Below are 18,180 nucleotides of genomic sequence, written 5' to 3'. Positions count from 1 at the left end.
CAAAGTATTTATCCAAGCATAATTTTGATATCTATTTGCATTTGGGGCTCCAAATACCATAATATGATTTAATCCCTCGTAGCTGTGTATTTTGGCTGAATGGCGATCGCAATTGATTTTGGAACTAGCAACACCGTCGTCGCTCGCTGGAATCAAGTCCTCCAGCAGCCCGAAACTTTGAAATTACCGGGATTGTCGGCAATCTCGGCTCAAAACCCGCCCCTAATTCCCAGTTTACTCTACGTTGAGGACGCTGCTCAAAGTAAAGCCTTACTCGGTCAGCAAGTCCGCGACAGAGGCCTGGATTTGAGTGGAGATTCTCGGTTTTTCCGCAATTTTAAGCGAGGAATTGGCACTTCAGTTCAGGGTTTTGTGCCGGAACTTGACGGGCAACTTATTACTTTTGAACAAGTAGGTGAGTGGTATTTGAGCCAAATTGTGAACTCAATTCGCCAACTTCCCTTGCCGATCGATTCTTTGATTTTTACTGTGCCGGTAGATAGTTTTGAAGCTTACCGCCATTGGTTGGGCAAAGTGTCACAATCTCTGCAAGTAGAACAGGTGCGGATGTTGGACGAACCTACGGCGGCTGCTTTGGGTTACGGTTTGGCCGATCGCGAAAATCTGTTAGTCATTGATTTCGGCGGCGGAACTCTAGACCTTTCTTTGGTGCGTTTGGACGCTTCCGCCGACAAAAAGCCCCTTGGTTTTATTCTGAAGTGGGGCGAAAAGCTATTAGCTGAATCTTCAGCGCAAAAAACAAAAGTTGCCCGGGTTTTGGCTAAAGCCGGACAAAATTTAGGCGGTTCTGATATTGATAATTGGCTGGTTGACTATTTTGTTCAAACAAAAGGGCTGGCAAAATCTCCGATTACAACGAGATTGGCAGAACGGTTAAAGATTCAGTTGTCTTTAGTGAATCAGGCAGTTGAGGTTTATTTTGATGACGAAAATTTTGAGAGTTACGAATTAGAATTAGACCGAACTCGTTTTGAATCTATCCTCGCTGAACATAAGTTTTTTGACAAACTCGACGAGTGCATGAATCAAGTATTGCAGCAAGCGCGGCGCCAAGGCTTAGAAATTGGGGATATCGATGCAGTTTTGCTAGTTGGCGGTACTGTACAAATTCCCGCTGTCGGGCGTTGGGTGCAGCAATATTTCGATCAGGCAAAAATTCGCTGCGACAAACCCTTTGAGGCGATCGCCCAAGGTGCTCTGCAACTGAGTCAAGGCATAGAAATCAAAGATTTTCTCTATCACAGTTACGGAATTCGCTACTGGAACCGCCGCGACAATTGCCACAGTTGGCACAGTTTAATTAAATCCGGCCAGTCCTATCCGATGAGCGAACCGGTAGAATTAGTCTTGGGAGCTTCTTTAGAAAATCAGCCAAGTATAGAATTAATTATCGGCGAATTGGGAGCGGAAACAGGTGGCACGGAGATATATTTTGACGGGGACAGGCTAATTACTCGGCAACTCGCGGGTCAAACATCGGTACAGCCCTTAAATGATAAAGACGGAGCACGCAGCATCGCTCAATTGACGCCGCCTGGGTATCCGGGGAGCGATCGCATCAAAATCTTCTTCCGCGTTGACGAACAGCGCTTTTTGCGAATTACCGTGGAAGATTTGCTGACAAATCAAACATTGTTAGAGGATAAACCCGTGGTGCAGTTAAGTTAAGGATAGACTTTAGATAATTTGGTAGATAATTCGGCTCTTGAAATCCCTGCATAGAGTCAAACTTTAGTCCTAGCAGAGGGGGACTAAGAAATTACTGGTTTACTGGTTCCCAGGCTCTTCCTAGGAATGCAGATCCGGAGGAAGAGCCTCGAATTTTCCGGCTCAGAAAGCGAGGCTCTTCCTCTGGACATCGCTTCCCAAGCTCTTCCTAGGAACCAGTTAGTTTTTGGAGATGTCTATTGGAGACGACAACCTATGCAGATAGTTAAGTTTATGTCTGGCGTGGCTTGACATGGGGACAATTTTCGTGTATACTAATTTGTGAAATCCACCCGCCTCAAAACCGCCAGTCTTTCATTGTAGTATCAAGATTTTTATTAACCCAAATCCTAGGAGATTAACAGGTATGAGTACAACTCCCGGCTTACCCCTCTGGGTGCAAGATAGAGAAGAAGTTCTGAAACAGGATGAGGGAGTAGAATGGCGGGACGGGAATCGTCCCAACTATTCTCGCACTAATGCTTTCTTGGAAAAGGAAAAGAAACACAATCATGCCGAAGGGTCTTTGAATGCGATCGCCTATAATTTGGTGAGAACATTTGAAATGGAAGCATCCTTCAAAACCAATCCCCAACAATGGATATCTGTAGTTACGGATAAATTCCGTATGAGCACTAATGGAGGAAAAGAATACACAGCCCAAGAAGTTGTAGATCAGGGAACCTATAATCTCTTTCTAGAAAACTCAGAGCACTACCGCGCCTCTGATGAAACCTTTCAATCCTCCTACAACCTCTTTCACACAGCTTTTCCCGATGGCTTTCTCTGGGAATTAGTTGAAGTCGTTGCAGGGCCTCCTAACGTTGTGTTTAAGTGGAGACACTGGGGTACTTTTAGGGGAGCTTACAAAGATCATCAAGGGACAGGAGAAACTATTGAAATTATTGGTCTTAGCATTGCTAAAGTCACAGAGGATTTAAAGATTGAGTCTGTAGAACATTTCTTTGACACCAATAATTTCTTAACAGGGTTAACGACAGGAGGATGTCCAGTGAGTCATTAATCAAAGGAAGAGGTCATATCGTTTCCGCTGGAATCGGAATTATAAATAATTGTTCGAGTTGCAGTGCAAGCGTCTCCGTCGCTATAAGTAGCGAAAGCGAGGGAGACGCTTGCTTTCGCTTGACGCGGCCTGGGTATCCGGGGAGCGATCGCATAAAAGTTTTGTTCCGCGTTGACCAACAGCGCTTTTTGCGAATTACCGTGGAAGACTTGCTGACAAATCAAACATCGTTACAGGATAAACCCGTGGCGCAGCTAAGTTAGGAATAGGCTTTACAGGTAAGGTGCGCTTCGGCGCACCCTACTGATTGCGTTCAAAACATATTTTTAAAAGTAAATGAACTACAAACTAGAATTTCCCCTCTCTCCCGAATTAGAAAAGTATCGCGACAGAATCGAAGCTACCATTAAACCTTACATCGAAATTCAAACCCAGAATAATGATGACGTTAATTGGTGGCAGAGTAAATTTGGGGGATTTCCTTATTTACCTAAAGGCTTTGAATATCCCAAAACTTGTGAGGGTAAATATTTATTTTTGCTAGCGCAACTCAACTTTGATGAAATACCGCCTTTAGATGGTTTTCCCGATCGGGGAATTTTGCAGTTTTATATAGCCGACGATGACCTATATGGTTTAGATTTGGACACTTCCGCCGATGTAGATAATCCCACAGCCGAAGACAGATTCAAAATAATCTATTTTCCTCAGCCCGACTTCCAAGTTGAAAACATCATTACCAATTATGATTTTGTTCCGCAACCAGCATATTTTCCTGTTCATGGCTGTTGCGGCTTGCAATTTACTAAAAAATCTGCGCCGATTAGTACCAATGACTACCAATTTATTGAACTATTAGGAGAAGAAATTAACGAGTTATTTATGAACCCTGAAATTGAGGATGAGTACCGATAAATATCGCATTCCTTTGGTCATAAAATAGGTGGTTATCCTGATTTTACACAAGACGACGTAAGAAAATATAGTAGTAACTCCGATCAAAAACAAAAGCCAGACATTCTTCTGTTACAAATGGATACCGATTCCAATGAGACAGTAGATATCATGTGGGGAGACAGTGGTGTAGGTAACTTTTTTATTGATGAATCAGCACTCAGAGAATTAGATTTCAGTAAGGTTTTATACAATTGGGATTGTGGTTAAAAGCAGCAGTTAAGTAAGCACCCCTAAAATAACATAATACCCAGAACCCCGACTTCTTTAAGAGGTCGGGGTTCTAACAGATTGAATAGTGTTTGACTATGCCCAATGCCCAATGCCCTAAACCTGAGATTTGTGCACCACCACGGGTGTTCCCACCGAGGCCCATTCAAATAGCCATTTAGCGTGATTAACAGCTACATTTGTGCAGCCGTGAGTAACGGGATTGCCAAACAAATTGTGCCAGTAAGCGCCGTGAATTGCCATGCCTCCGTCGTAATACATTGTATAGGGAACGTCCGGCACGTCGTAGTCCGGCCCAGTCATTCTAGTAACGCGGTGTTTGGTTTCAACGGCAAAGGTTCCCGTGCGGGTGGGAGTCGATGATTTGCCGCTGGAAATAACTACCGCGTAAACGGGTGTATTTCCTTCCCAAGCTATTAACCTTTGTCTTGACAAATCTATTTCAATCCAGCGTTCGCTGGATTGCTGCAACAACATAATTTTATTGGCAATTATGTTGTGCTGTTCGTTGGCAAATGCCGTCATTGAACCGCCGCCGAATGTAGCAAAAGTGAGGGCGCAGCCGGCACAGAAAGTTCCAACGCGGCGGAAGTAAGTTGAGTTGATAATGCTGTTCATTTCTTACACCTCGTACTATTTTAGATTTTAGATTTTAGATTTTAGATTGGCTTCTCCTATTTTAGATTGTAGATTTGAAATGTTGGATTGGGAAACAGGGCTTAACAAGTTGTTAAGTTTTGGGTAAGATCTCGGGCAATTTGGATAATTGCGCGCCAATCGCGATTTTCCACTAAGTGTTTAGGAAATAAGTCTCCGGCTAAACCAACGGCGATCGCCCCGGCCTCAATAAATACTTTCGCATTTTCCAGCGTCACCCCGCCAGTGGGAATTAAAGGAATGTTTCCCAGGGGGCCTTGCAGGCTTTTCAGGTAGGCGGCGCCTCCCAAAGCCGATATCGGAAACACTTTAACGCAGGTAGCGCCTGCTTGCCACGCGGTCACAATTTCCGTAGGAGAAAAAGCACCGGGGACGATCGGCACTCCGGCATCAACTGCTGTTTTAATCATAGTTAAATCGGTGTGGGGAGTAAACAGAAACTGAGCGCCGCAGTCTATTGCTTGTTGCAACTGTTCTAAGTTTAATAAAGTGCCAGTGCCAATACTAAAACTAGGGAATTCCGAGCGGAGTTCGGCAATTAATTCAGCGGCTTTGTCGGTGTTCCAAGTAATTTCAATAAACTGGATTCCTCCGGCTGCTACCGATGATGCCATGTGCCGAGCGAGTTCTTTTTCGGAGGAACGGATGACGGCGATCGCCCGATGTTTTTTTAGTAGTGTCAACCAAGATAGATGATTCATACAATTTTAGATTTTAGATTTTAGATTTTAGATTCTAGATTCTAGATTCTAGAATTGGGAACGCTCCCGGATTGGGAAGTTGTATCATTGATTCATACAATTGGAAATTTTAGATTTTAGATTTGGGAATGCTCCCGAATTGGGAACTCGTCTCATGTTGACTCGCATATAATTTTAATACAGGTTACTAACTTCGATATATGCCAAATTACAATATGCTCCACCTTCAATTTTGAACTGAAAATCTAGGCAAAAAAACTGCTGCAATTGTTGATCTCAAAGAACACAGCGAATTTTTGGCTGAGGTTCTGGCTGAATGCCACGAACCGACACACTTTCACTTTTTAGTTGATTCTCAATGCTAAAAACTCGTGGTGCTGCTTGACTTCCACTACCCAGACGAGCTCTGGGAGGATGTTGAGGACTGTCGGATTATTGAATAGAGAAAAGATGAAAGAAGATTTCCCAGGGAAGAAGTTAAGCGGCAGCTTCAGGAAAAAGGTAGGGGGAATGTCTGATTACTTGGTCATTCTTGAGATTCAAGCTAAAATCCCCAATTGAAAATCTAAAATCGATCGCACTCATAAAAAAATCGGGGCGATTCCAGACATCCCAGAATCACCCCAATTATTGATTTCAAACTTTAGATTTCCTCGAATATCCAAAATCCAAAATCCAAAACCCAAAATCGATTAGGCGATCGTCGCCATTTTCACATCGCTATTAGCTAACAAATTTTGCAATTCATCCGCATCCACAGTTTCCTTTTCCACTAGCATATCTGCCAAAGCATTAAGGACGTGGCGGTTGCCGACGAGTACATCTTTAGCGCGGCGGTAAGCTTGCTCTACCAACAAACGCACTTCATCGTCGATCGTCGCTGCGGTTTCTTCCGAGAAATCCCGTTCAGCCATGATATCGCGACCCATGAACATATTGCCTTGTTGGCGACCCAGAGCTACAGGGCCTAGCCGATCGCTCATTCCGAAGCGAGTCACCATTTGCCGCGCTACTCTTGCCACTTGCTGCAAGTCGTTCGACGCACCGGTTGTTACTTCTTCTTCGCCGAAGACAATCTCTTCAGCAATGCGGCCGCCCAAAGCTACGGCCATTTGATTTTGCAAGTAAGACCGAGAATACAAGCCAGAATCCATCCGATCTTCGCTGGGTGTGAACCAAGTCAAACCGCCAGCGCGGCCGCGGGGGATAATGCTAATTTTCTGCACGGGGTCATAATCGGGCATCAGCGCGCCGACTAAAGCGTGACCGGCTTCGTGGTAAGCTACCAAAGTTTTGCGCTTTTCGCTCATCACGCGGTCTTTCTTTTCCGGGCCAGCGAGCACGCGGTCGATCGCATCGTTGACTTCATCCATCGAGACTTCGGTCAAGTTGCGGCGGGCGGCTAAAATTGCTGCTTCGTTGAGTAGGTTGGACAAATCCGCACCGGTGAAACCGGGTGTCCGGCGGGCGATTTTTTCCAAGTCCACGTCTTTCGACAAAGTTTTGCCGCGGGCGTGAACGTTGAGAATTTCTAGGCGGCCTCCGAAGTCGGGGCGATCGACTACAACTTGGCGATCGAAGCGACCCGGACGCAGCAGCGCTGCATCAAGCACGTCGGGGCGGTTCGTGGCAGCAATCAAAATGATGCCAGTATTGCCCTCAAAGCCGTCCATTTCGGTCAGCAACTGGTTCAGGGTTTGTTCCCGTTCGTCGTTACCACCGCCCAAACCAGCGCCCCGCTGGCGGCCTACGGCATCAATTTCATCGATAAATACGATACAAGGAGCGTTAGATTTAGCTTGTTCAAACAAGTCGCGGACGCGGGAAGCACCGACACCCACGAACATTTCCACAAATTCTGAACCGGAAATCGAGAAGAAGGGAACGCCTGCTTCTCCAGCCACTGCTTTTGCCAGCAGGGTTTTGCCAGTTCCGGGAGGGCCGACCAGCAGCACGCCTTTGGGGATTTTTGCTCCGACTGCGGTGAAGCGGTCTGCATTTTTCAGGAAGTCCACGACTTCTGCGAGCTCTAGCTTGGCTTGTTCGATGCCGGCCACGTCGCCGAAAGTCACCTGAGTTTGCGGCTCCATTTGGACTCTAGCTTTGGATTTGCCGAAGTTCATGGCTTGGTTGCCGGGCCCGTTTTGGGCGCGCCGCACCAGGAAAAACAGTCCGACCAAAAGCAGGATCGGGAAGAACAGGCTGCTGAGGGCTTTTACCCAGAAGCCTTCGTCGCTTTGGGGCAGAACTGAAATATCTACGTTATTTTTGGTCAGGATGTTGATCAGTTCGGGGTCGTTCGGCAGGTTAACGAGTACCTTGTTGCCGTCCTGGGCTGTGACCAGGGCTTTGCTGCGATCTGAACTGATATTTATTTTGTCTACTCTCTTGCCTTCGACTTCCTGAATGAATTGACTGTACTTCCAAACTTCCCTACTTGGGGGCTGTTTGTCAAAAAATGCCGTTGCTAAGGCAATGACTACAATAGCCAGCAGTGCGTACAGGCCAGCGTTTCTCCAGCGTTTATTCACCGAGGTCGATCCTCCTAATTTTTAGTCCCTGTGATTTGGGAATTTTTATTTATGTTCATCAATCTTAACGTAATTGTAACTTGTTTTTGTGTGGTGAGGAATCCCGGCCATGCTGTGGCGGTCTGAGGTCGCGGGAACGGAACAGCCCTGCGCGGCGTCAGGAGAGTTGGGTGTTGTCCTAATTTTTGGGTGTCTTATTACACTATAAGGCATAATTTGTCAAGATTATCAAAACTGGTGGCGATCGCGTTAATCCCTTTTTCGGTTAAATAGCCATGCAGAAACCGGGTTGGTTGACGGAAATACTGCACTTGAGTCTTTAACAGGAGTGAACAACCCGGTTGATGTGGTAGTTACGCCTAAGTTATTTTAAACTGTTAGGTAAGGTAAAGTAGGACTGACCCAGAAACCAAGTGTGTTTATCACAAATCGTCATTTACCCCAATACTCTGATCTCAAAAATCTGCTTTCTTTCGTAACTAAATTTAACTTCAGGGTTGTTTTTAGAAAACGCATTCCCAGATTAATAACACAATGAATAAAGGAGAAAATTTTATCATGACTTCAGAAATCAATAAAATCATTCCCGCAGAAATTAAGTACGATCAATTTTATCAGGCTATTAAACAAATAGCCAAAGAAGAAGATATCAAAACCATTTTAGAAATAGGGTCATCTTCCGGTGAGGGAAGTACAGAAGCATTTGTCACAGGAATTAGAGAAAATCCCCATCATCCTCAACTTTTTTGCATGGAAATTTCCCAGGCAAGATTTACCGCATTACAAAACAGATATGCTAAGGATGGTTTTGTAAAATGTTATAATGTTTCCTCAGTAGGAATGAATAAATTTGCTCAAGAAAAAGAAGTTATTGATTTTTATAATTCTTACCAAACAGCACTGAATCAATACCCCAGAGAACGAGTATTAGATTGGCTCAAACAGGACCTCAAGTATCTTCAAGATTCGGGAGGATCTCAGGCAGGAATTAAGCAAATAAAATCAGAAAATAAAATCATTTTTTTTGATGTGGTCTTAATAGATGGTTCTGAATTTACCGGGGAAGCGGAATTAGATGAAGTCTATGGGGCTAAATTTATATTACTAGATGATATTAATACCTTTAAAAACCATAAAAATTACCATAAACTTCTCAAAGATCCTAATTATCAACTCTTATTGCAGAATGTTCATCTGCGAAATGGTTATGCCATTTTCCAGAAAGAAAAATTTGCGTTTAATGAAGAACAAATCGAACAACGGCTTGTACAAAGATTAGTTCGTCAAGGGATGACTGTTTTTGATATTGGAGCAAATATTGGTAACTATTCTCTTTTGTTTAGTAATTTAGTCGGACGTGAAGGAAAAGTATATTCATTTGAGCCTAATTCAACTACTTTTAATACACTTAAACAACGAACAGAAAATAAGCCGAATATTTTCCTGTTTCAGACTGCAGTATTGTCCGAGAATAAACTGATTGAATTTAATGAATTTCCTGATGAGTTTTCGGTTTGGAACAGCATCGGCAGACCGCAGATGGAAAATCCAGAAAATCCCCAGGAATATGTACCTATTGTAAAAAGCGAAACCGTTAGCGGGATTACAGTTGATTCATTTTGTCAAAAACATAAGATTGAGAAAATAGATTACTTAAAAATCGATGTAGAAGGAGCTGAAAGTGATGTTCTTAATGGTTGCCTGAATCTTTTAGCAAGAAAAGCAATTGAGTTTATTCAATTTGAAATATCTCAAAAAATGTTAGAGGGAATGCAGCACACCGCCAAAGAAACTTTTGATTTCCTGATGGCCAATGGTTATGAGTGTCATTGTATAGAAAAAACGGGTGCGATTGGTCGAGCAGTTGTCAACTCTAATGCTTTCTATGAAAATTATATTGCATTTCCATCACTTCCCCTTCATTTCTTTACCATCGTTCTCAATGGTGAACCGTTCATCCGTTATCATATTGATGTCTTGAAAAAATTACCCTTTCGATGGCACTGGCATATTGTCGAGGGGGTGGCAGATTTAAAACATGATACGGCTTGGAGTGTAACTCTGGGCGGTAACATTTCTGATGATGTTCATCGCGACGGGCGCAGCCTGGATGGGACTACCGAATATTTAGAGGAACTGGCTCGTCTTTATCCCCAAAATATTAGCATTTATCGTAAGCCAGAAGGCCAATTTTGGGAAGGGAAACGAGAAATGATAAATGCTCCTATTGCCCGGATTTCTGAAGAGTGTTTATTGTGGCAAATTGATGTAGATGAACTCTGGACTTTTGAGCAGATTTGCCAAACTCGACAGATGTTTATTGAACATCCTGAAAAAACAGCGGCTTTTTATTGGTGTTGGTATTTTGTTGGGGAAAATTTAGTTATTAGCACTCGTAATTGTTATGCAAATAATCCTCAATATGAATGGCTACGCACTTGGCGTTTTAAACCAGGTATGGTATGGGCAACCCATGAACCGCCCCGATTAGCGGAACCCTTACCTAACGGTAAATGGCGTGATGTCGCGTTTGTTAATCCTTTTCGACATCAAGAAACCGAAAAAGAGGGGTTAGTTTTCCAACATTTTGCCTACGTTACCCCGAATCAATTGCGCTTTAAAGAGCAATATTATGGTTATAAAAATGCGACTTCTCAATGGTTAAATCTGCAACAACAGACTCAATTTCCTGTCTTATTGCGTCAATACTTTGATTGGGTTAAGGATGAGAGTCAAGTCAATAGCGCGATCGCTTGTGGAGTAGAACCCCTTGCACAACGAGATATTAGTACAAAAAATTGGCACTTTAAAACTGTGTCTGCTTTACCTGCACTTGGTGTTAACCCTAGTCAAAAATATCCGACAATTGTCATTGATGGTGTATTTTTTCAACATAATAATACAGGCATTGCTCGCGTTTGGAAATCCCTCTGGCAAGAATGGGCAAATACGAACTTTGCTCAACATATTATCCTTTTAGACCGTAAGGGAACTGCCCCAAAAATTCCCGGTCTTCGTTATCGTACTATTCCCCTTTACGATTATGGTAATACCGATCGCGATCGCGCGATGCTCCAACAAATCTGCAATGAAGAAAAAGCCGATTTATTTATTTCTACTTATTATACAACGCCTTTGTCAACGCCATCGGTATTCATGGCCTATGACATGATTCCAGAGTTGATGGGACAAAATATTGGTCATCCCGAGTGGAGAGAAAAGCATTGCGGTATCCGCCACGCCTCTGCTTACATCACCATTTCGGAAAATACAGCCCGCGATTTAATTAAGGTTTTTCCGCAGATTTCTTCAAATTCTATCGCTGTAGCGCACTGTGGCATTGATGCCAATTTTTCGCCAGCCGATAGAGAAGAAGTTTCAGGCTTTAAGTCAAAATACAGCATTACCAAGCCCTATTTTCTTTTGGTAGGCGAAAGGGTAGGCTGGCATGGTTACAAGAACGGGATATTATTCTTCAAAGCCTTTTCTCAACTTGCCAACAAGTTTGACTTTGATATAGTCTGTGCAGGTGGCAAACCTGTATTAGAACCAGAGTTGAAATTGTACTGTTCTGGGAATACTGTCCACACGCTGCAACTAAGCGACAGCGAACTGAGAGCTGCTTATTCTGGTGCTTCAGTGTTAGTTTATCCGTCGAAATATGAAGGCTTTGGGTTGCCAGTCCTTGAGGCAATGGCTTGCGGTTGTCCAGTCATCACCTGTCCAAACGGTTCGATTCCAGAAGTAGCAGGACAAGCAGCGGTTTATGTAAACGGGGATGATGTTATTGGGCTTGTCAATGCTTTGCAGGAAATACAGCAGCCCGCTGTCCGCAACTCATTAATTGCGGCGGGGTTAGAGCAAGCTAAGAAGTTTTCTTGGTCGAAAATGGCTGCAACTGTTAGCTCACTTTTGCTTCAAGTAGCTGAGCGCGCACATTCGGAGAATCCTTCCGTTCAACAGCCAACTGATGCAGGCTTGCAGGGGGAATTAGGGAATGGTGAGAACTCCCAGCCTGTCCCGTCGGCTTTTAAAGTATCTGCGATCGTTTCTACTTACAATTCCGAAAAATTTATCCGCGGCTGCTTGCAGGACTTGGTAGAGCAAACGCTGTACAAACAAGGCAAACTGGAAATCATAGTGATTGACAGCGGTTCCCAAGAAAATGAACAGTCTGTTGTGCGGGAATTTCAAGCGAAATATCCGAATATTGTGTACGATCGCTCTTCGGAGCGCGAAACACTATATGCCGCCTGGAACCGAGGCATTAAGATGTCGCGCGGAGCTTACATGACTAATGCTAATACCGATGACAGACACCGCCCCGATGCCCTAGAAATCATGGCGAAATACTTGGATGAAAATGCCACAGTAAGTCTGGTTTATGCGGATCAATTAATCACCAGCACAGCTAACGATACTTTTGCAAAAACCCAAGCAGAAAAGTGCTGGAATTGGCCAGCATTTGACTACAGCGAACTCGAACGGCGCTGCATTATTGGCCCTCAGCCGATGTGGAGAAAATTGCTGCACGAAAAATACCGCTATTTCCGAACCGAATTTAGGGCGGCTGGCGATTACGAATTTTGGCTGCGGATTGGCAAAACCGAAAATATTGTGCACTTGCCAGAACTTCTCGGGTTGTACTACGAAAATCAACAAGGTTTGCAACATTCATCGCCAATATCGTACCAAGAAACTCGGCAAATATGGGATGAATATGGGATCACCCGCCGAGGTGTAAAACCAGCCACTACATTACCTGTTTCAATCTCTCCATCACAGCTAAATGCCATGCCCTACCGCACCTCCGCAGAAACACTCGTCAGCGTAATCATTCCCTGCTACAACCACGCAACTTTACTCAGAGAAGCTGTTGAAAGTGTTGTCCGTCAAACTTATCCAAACTGGGAGTGCATAATTGTCAATGATGGCAGCACTGATGATACCAGCAACTTCGCCAATTATTTAATCAAACTGTATCCTCAAAAATCGCTTCGCCTCATAGATAAACCCAACACGGGACCCGCAGATTCGAGAAATGTTGGCGTTCAGCAGTCGTCAGGAAAGTTTATTTTATTCCTAGATGCTGATGATAAACTTCATCCCAAATTTATCGAGGAGTGCGTGGAAATTTTATTAGCAAAACCGAATGTTGGTTTTGTCTATACAGATGTGCAGCACTTCGGAGCAAATTGCGATTTAGTGGTTCACGGTGACTTTGATGTCAATCGGTTTTTGAGAGACAATCAAGCCCCTGCTACTTCCCTATTTAGAAAGGAGATTTACGAGCAAGTAGGCGGCTTGAAAAAAGTGATGAAGCTGGGATGCGAAGATTGGGAATTTTGGGTTTCGGCCTATGAAAAAGGCTGGTTAGGCGATCGATTACCTAAGCCTTATCTCTATTACAGGCAGCACGGCGACGGATCTAGCAGAACCCAAAAAATGGCTGGCGATCGCCCAAAATTAGACTTAATGAGAGCCACAATTATTCACCTCCACTCTCAACTTTACAAACCAGAAGAAGTGCGTTGGTCACAGCAAATTTTGCAGCAACACGGCAATTTAATAGCTAATGAATTAGTTGAATTTAACCAACCTGAAGAATTTTTAACTTTGCTGTCCCAATATGTGGGAGAGTATCAAAAAGACCAAGCTAATGAAGTAAACCTCGCTAACATCCGCCAATCCCGGCAGCAACTTGCCAATTATTGGCTGAATCTGCCTGCAGAACAACTGGCAAATGCCTATGGCGGTGATGCTGGTAAGGCGCATCAGCTATTGCTCAACAGTAACATCAAAGATGAAGCGCTGACAGATGCCGAAAAGACTGTTATCGATCGACTAGCAGCACATCTGTCCCAGGGAGTTAAAAATCCCAAAGATATTAACTACCTACTAGCAGCCGCCCTCTATCGTCGTGCAGATCAGTTAATGCTGAACTATGAAAAGGCAGCTATACCTAATTGGTTTGTCAACGAATATCTCAAATTTATGTTTGCCGCGCCTACTCTCTTTCAAGAAATAGGAGAAGCTGACAATTATTGTCGGTATGTGCAGGGATGGGTCAGTTATTTGCATAGCAATATCTTCAAGAACCAAAACTCACAAGTGTGGCAGGAAATCGCCTCGTTCTTCACGCAAAGCGCTAACTTTATTCCTCTGTACTTCAATAGTGAAAATCTCAAGGATATATACACAAAACGGGCAGATATTATTGAATATGCCATGAAAAATCGTGGCGCTGCGCTTGATTGCATTTTTCCGGCTAGACCTGCGAACAGACCGAAAATTCGCCTTGGTGTCCTGACTAAACATTTCGGGGCGATGACGGAAACTTTCGCTACCTTGCCAGCTTTTGAATATCTGAATCGAGAGCAATTTGAAATTATTTTATACGCTCTCAATCTCGACGGGAATAAACTAGAACAGTATTGTCAGAGTCGTGCTGACAGACTGGTTAAACTGTCTAATGACTTGCCAAGTCAAGTTCAGACAATCCGCGCTGATGACTTAGATATTCTGCTGATTGCTACCAATATTACTGCGGTTACTCATCCGATTAGTTTATTAGCATTGCATCGATTGGCGCGGGTACAAACTACCTGTTTTAATTCTCCCGTTACCACAGGAATGCGACACATTGACTATTACATTGCTGGTAAGTTGATGGAACCTGCACCTGAAGGACAGGAGCATTATCGCGAGGAATTAGCCACTATTGACGGGCCTGGCTGCTGTTTTAGCTATACCCTCGAACCTTACACTCCTAACATTAATTTCACCAGAAATAGTATCGGCATTTCAGAGGAGTCGGTTGTCTTTATTTCGAGTGCTAATTTGTATAAGCTAGTGCCGGAGTTAAGGGAAACATGGGCCAAAATTATGGCTGCTGTTCCTAATTCGGTGCTGTTTTTAATGCCCTTCGGTCCTAGCTGGACTAATCATTATCCTGGAGGGGCTTTTGTGAATAATATGAAAGCCGTTTTTGCTAAGTATGGCATTGAGAGTAATCGTTTGCGGGTGTTGAAGAGTTTTCCTAACCGTGCGGATGTTAAAGAAGTTTTGAAGTTGGGGGATGTTTATTTGGATTCCTATCCCTATGCGGGGACTACTTCCCTTGTAGATCCGTTAGAGGTGGGACTTCCCACTGTTGTTAGGGATGGCGATACTTTGCGATCGAGAATGGGGGCGGCGGTGCTACGATCGCTCTCTATACCTGATTTAATTGCCAATAGCGAAGGATCTTACATTCAGCTAGCAGTTACTCTCGGCACTAATCCTGAACTTCGGCAACGCTATCGCCAGGAAATTCAGCAAAAAATGCAAGCTAATCCGGCTTGTTTTGACAGTGTTGCATACTCTGGGGCGATCGGCAAATTATTCCAAGAACTCTTTGGTAAATGGCAAACCAGCCACCTGGAAGCATCCCGCAGCTTACAGGATAGCATTCCCAAACAGGCAGACTTGGGCGATCTTCTCTCGAATGCCATCAACCTTTACCAAAGAAACTCTTCAAACATCTCAGCAATATCCGAACTGCGTCAAATCCGCAAACAAATCGCTGATTTTTGGCTGAACGTTCCCGCCGAAAACCTCGAAACCGCCTACAGAAGCGCCTCAGGTAACAGCTATCAAATCCTGCTCAAGAGCGGTTTCCAACGTCAACCGATGATCGAAAGCGAACAAATATTTTTGCAGCAATTAACCCAGATTAGCAAAGGATTAGTGCATCCCAAAGCTGTGAACGCCTTGCTCGCGGCGATGCTGTATTTCCCGCCGGAAACCATGCGAATTCCCGATGCTCGCAACCGTTTGCCGCACTGGTTAATTGAGGATTACGAACAAGTTTTTGAGAGTGAAGCCGCTGTCAAGTATGATTCAACTTCTGACTTGTTAGCTCAATACATTCACTCCCCGCAATTTGCGAATCAACTGTTAGGATGCGTCAATCTTTACCGCATCGATCCGTCTGACGAATCGGTAGTTTTGGAACTCCGCCAAATCAGAAAACAAATGGCTGATTTTTGGCTGACTGTTCCTTCAGAGAAACTCGAAAGTTTTTACCGAGGAGAAGTTCGCAAGGGATATCAAGCAATACTTAGCTGCGGCTTGCAAGCAGAATCCATGACTGAAGCCGAACAGCAGTTTTTGCAGAAATTGACGGAAATTAGCCAAGGGTTGGTGCAGCCTCAAGCAATCAATGCTCTGCTGGGTGCGATGCTGTATTTTGTTCCGGGAAAAATGCGGGTTCCTGATGCTCGCACCCGCTTGCCGCAGTGGTTGCTTGAAGATTACGAAAAGGTGTTTGAAAGCGTATTCGCGACAACAGAACCAACACTTGTCAAACAAGATTATCTGCCGCAGTTTCTCAATCAATTAACTGCTGCCGTCAATCTCTATGAAATCGATCCGACGGCTGAATTGGCAATAGCAGATCTGCGGCATATTCGCAAGCAAATGGCTGATTTGTGGCTGAGCGTTTCCGACGAACAACTGGAACTTTTGTACCGGAGCGATTTTGGCAAGGGTTACAAAGCAATGTTGGGCAGCGGGTTTATTAACGAGCCGCTGAATGAGAGCGATCGCGAGTTTTTTAACTCGTTGGTTGTTGAGTTGAGTAAAGGGTTTGGAGCGCCTAAAGCTGTGAATAATTTGTTGGCGGCGATGCTGTATTGTCGCCCTGGACAGTTGCGGGTTCAGGATGCGAATACTTGTTTGCCTCCGTGGTTGTTGGAGGATTACGAGCAGTTGGTTGGGGCTGCGATCGAGCTTGCTGTCAAGTAAACGGATCTGGCGTAGGGTGGGCCGCGGCCCGCCCAGGTCTGTCTGGCGCGATCGATTAGTTAGACAATTGGAACTTGATTTTTAAGGGCAAAACAAATGCTTCAAATATATGGAGCTTCTCTATTCCTCTGTTTCAATCAACTCTAAACCATTCATCCAATCCTTGCCTAGTTTTGAATTAGTAATTATAGTCTTTAAATCATTTTTTATGATGTCTCTAAAATTGGGAGTGTCTTGAATTCTAAGCTTCCAATTTTTTAGCCAAAATTCTTTAGGTAAACGTTTAATGATATCTAACACTTTTTCTTCAATTTCATCACTTTCAAATACATCTAGTAAATCCATCTCCCAAAAATATACTAATCGGTCAGTGATATACTCATTGAAAGCACTAATATTTGCCTTCGTCATAAATTGATTATTTTTTCCAAAAAGCTCTGGGTAATTTCCTTTCACCGCTCTCCAGGTTGCACAGAAAAACTCGATTAAGGAATCTTCATCATTTTCAAGCACTGTAAATGACTTACGAATATATCGCATTGTTTGTTCTATGGCAGTAATTGGCACTAGCTGAGTTTCTTCTGTAATCTCTCTGTTATAAGACCAATTTAATAAATTTTGAAATGGGCTTGATGGAGAATCATTAAGAGATCTAAGTATCAGTGGCTTATCACCATATTTCACACGCGCTAGTACAAGTCGTTTCTCAAGTTCATCTTCATCAAAATCTGCAATAATAGATTTGACATTTTCGGCTGAAACTCGTACTGCTTTATTATTTACTACAATAAACTGGAAAGCTTGTTCTTGATGATTAGCATCTATTAAGCTAACAACTGTTATTGGTAAATCCTCTTTATCAAAATTAGACATACCATAAAGACGGTGCTGTCCGTCTACAATAAGTGCTGGTTTAGCATCCTCTTGTTCATTGCGTTCAAATGAAAACTCAATAACTCCCCAATTGAGTTGATTCTCACAGCCATTCAATATGTTTACAGGGTTTTCTAAGGGACTATTTGTTTGAATAATACCTTCGATAATTTCTTTACTTAAAGAAGTAAACTTTGCTTTGCCGGGATCAAAAGCTATAAGTATACTATTAGGAATTGTATTGATTGAACTAGCCTCTATAAATTTTGTAACTGCACTAGCTCTAGCTTTTCTTAGTACACGTTGCGCTCCTTTTTTGACATCTTTTATTCGTCGAATACCCAACCACTCTTTCAAATCTTTTGCGCGTGCATTAAAAACAAAAAAACGAGTTACATTTTTATCGGCGCGCTGTGATATTAAACTGCCAAAATAACACCTATGTTCAGTCATAACTATCCCCTTATTTTGTGATGTTTTTCGCAAACAATCTCTATATTTAAGAAATGCCAACTATCATTGGGATTTTTGCGTCCAAATTTTAACTTTCCCGCATCGGCTGCTGATTTTTCACAAATAGAACACTTAAATTCTCTTTTAGCCCATAAAGCCAATTCATATAGCAATCCTATATGAATTGTGAAAAGGCATCAAATCTTTTCAAGTTAGGAAAATTGAAAAGATTATATTTAGC

At 43.3% G+C, this 18,180-nt stretch carries 8 protein-coding genes and 1 pseudogene; 5 read left to right on the top strand and 4 right to left on the bottom strand.

Annotated elements, in window-relative coordinates:
- The first annotated feature begins 99 nt into the window (after positions 1-99).
- The 4 genes and pseudogenes from QUA62_RS16135 (at position 100) to QUA62_RS16120 (ending at position 3,916) form a co-directional block, all read left to right on the top strand.
- Positions 100-1,689 carry an Hsp70 family protein gene (locus QUA62_RS16135; protein WP_333405382.1) on the top strand — a complete coding sequence of 530 codons (1,590 nt, stop codon included), beginning with the start codon at positions 100-102 and terminating at the stop codon, positions 1,687-1,689.
- A gap of 406 nt (positions 1,690-2,095) precedes the next feature.
- Positions 2,096-2,752, top strand: a complete 657-nt coding sequence (locus QUA62_RS16130) for an ester cyclase (RefSeq protein ID WP_006633643.1) — start codon at positions 2,096-2,098, stop codon at positions 2,750-2,752.
- Complete coding sequence (locus QUA62_RS16125; RefSeq protein WP_333405502.1) at positions 2,734-3,015, top strand: hypothetical protein; 282 nt, start codon at positions 2,734-2,736, stop codon at positions 3,013-3,015. The genes QUA62_RS16130 and QUA62_RS16125 overlap by 19 nt, the downstream gene beginning before the upstream one ends.
- Positions 3,016-3,088: 73 nt before the next feature.
- A pseudogene (locus tag QUA62_RS16120) lies at positions 3,089-3,916 on the top strand (YwqG family protein).
- A gap of 117 nt (positions 3,917-4,033) precedes the next feature.
- On the opposite strand, the gene QUA62_RS16115 reads toward QUA62_RS16120, so the two are convergent.
- From QUA62_RS16115 to ftsH3, 3 genes are all read right to left on the bottom strand, one after another.
- The gene (locus QUA62_RS16115; RefSeq protein WP_333405379.1) at positions 4,034-4,555 is read right to left on the bottom strand and encodes a L,D-transpeptidase; all 522 of its coding nucleotides are present in this window, start codon (positions 4,553-4,555) and stop codon (positions 4,034-4,036) included.
- A 101-nt stretch (positions 4,556-4,656) separates the two neighbouring features.
- A complete protein-coding gene (locus QUA62_RS16110) occupies positions 4,657-5,295 on the bottom strand; it encodes a bifunctional 4-hydroxy-2-oxoglutarate aldolase/2-dehydro-3-deoxy-phosphogluconate aldolase (protein WP_333405377.1) in 639 nt (212 codons plus the stop codon).
- Between the two features lie 692 nt (positions 5,296-5,987).
- Positions 5,988-7,826: an ATP-dependent zinc metalloprotease FtsH3 gene (gene ftsH3 / locus QUA62_RS16105; protein ID WP_006633639.1), complete on the bottom strand. Its 1,839-nt coding sequence runs from the start codon at positions 7,824-7,826 to the stop codon at positions 5,988-5,990.
- Positions 7,827-8,384: 558 nt separating this feature from the next.
- On the opposite strand from ftsH3, the gene QUA62_RS16100 reads away from it, so the two are divergent.
- Complete coding sequence (locus QUA62_RS16100) at positions 8,385-16,613, top strand: FkbM family methyltransferase (RefSeq protein WP_333405375.1); 8,229 nt, start codon at positions 8,385-8,387, stop codon at positions 16,611-16,613.
- Between the two features lie 120 nt (positions 16,614-16,733).
- Here QUA62_RS16100 and QUA62_RS16095 read toward each other — a convergent pair whose 3' ends face one another.
- On the bottom strand, positions 16,734-17,939 hold the full coding sequence (locus tag QUA62_RS16095) for a DGQHR domain-containing protein (RefSeq protein WP_333405373.1): 1,206 nt from the start codon (positions 17,937-17,939) through the stop codon (positions 16,734-16,736).
- Between the last annotated feature and the right edge of the window lie 241 nt (positions 17,940-18,180).

Origin of the sequence: Microcoleus sp. MON1_C1, assembly GCF_036701945.1 — a bacterium.
Lineage (GTDB): Bacteria > Cyanobacteriota > Cyanobacteriia > Cyanobacteriales > Microcoleaceae > Microcoleus.
The sequence above is the reverse complement of the archived record's forward strand: the minus strand, read 5'-3'. Positions and strand labels throughout refer to the sequence as shown.

What these genes read in the sequence shown, in the direction of transcription:
- QUA62_RS16135 (WP_333405382.1), top strand. Translation starts at nt 100, where the DNA reads ATGGCGATCGCAATTGATTTTGGAACTAGCAACACCGTCGTCGCTCGC.
- QUA62_RS16130 (WP_006633643.1), top strand. Translation starts at nt 2,096, where the DNA reads ATGAGTACAACTCCCGGCTTACCCCTCTGGGTGCAAGATAGAGAAGAA.
- QUA62_RS16125 (WP_333405502.1), top strand. Translation starts at nt 2,734, where the DNA reads ATGTCCAGTGAGTCATTAATCAAAGGAAGAGGTCATATCGTTTCCGCT.
- QUA62_RS16115 (WP_333405379.1), bottom strand. Translation starts at nt 4,555, where the DNA reads ATGAACAGCATTATCAACTCAACTTACTTCCGCCGCGTTGGAACTTTC.
- QUA62_RS16110 (WP_333405377.1), bottom strand. Translation starts at nt 5,295, where the DNA reads ATGAATCATCTATCTTGGTTGACACTACTAAAAAAACATCGGGCGATC.
- QUA62_RS16100 (WP_333405375.1), top strand. Translation starts at nt 8,385, where the DNA reads ATGACTTCAGAAATCAATAAAATCATTCCCGCAGAAATTAAGTACGAT.
- QUA62_RS16095 (WP_333405373.1), bottom strand. Translation starts at nt 17,939, where the DNA reads ATGACTGAACATAGGTGTTATTTTGGCAGTTTAATATCACAGCGCGCC.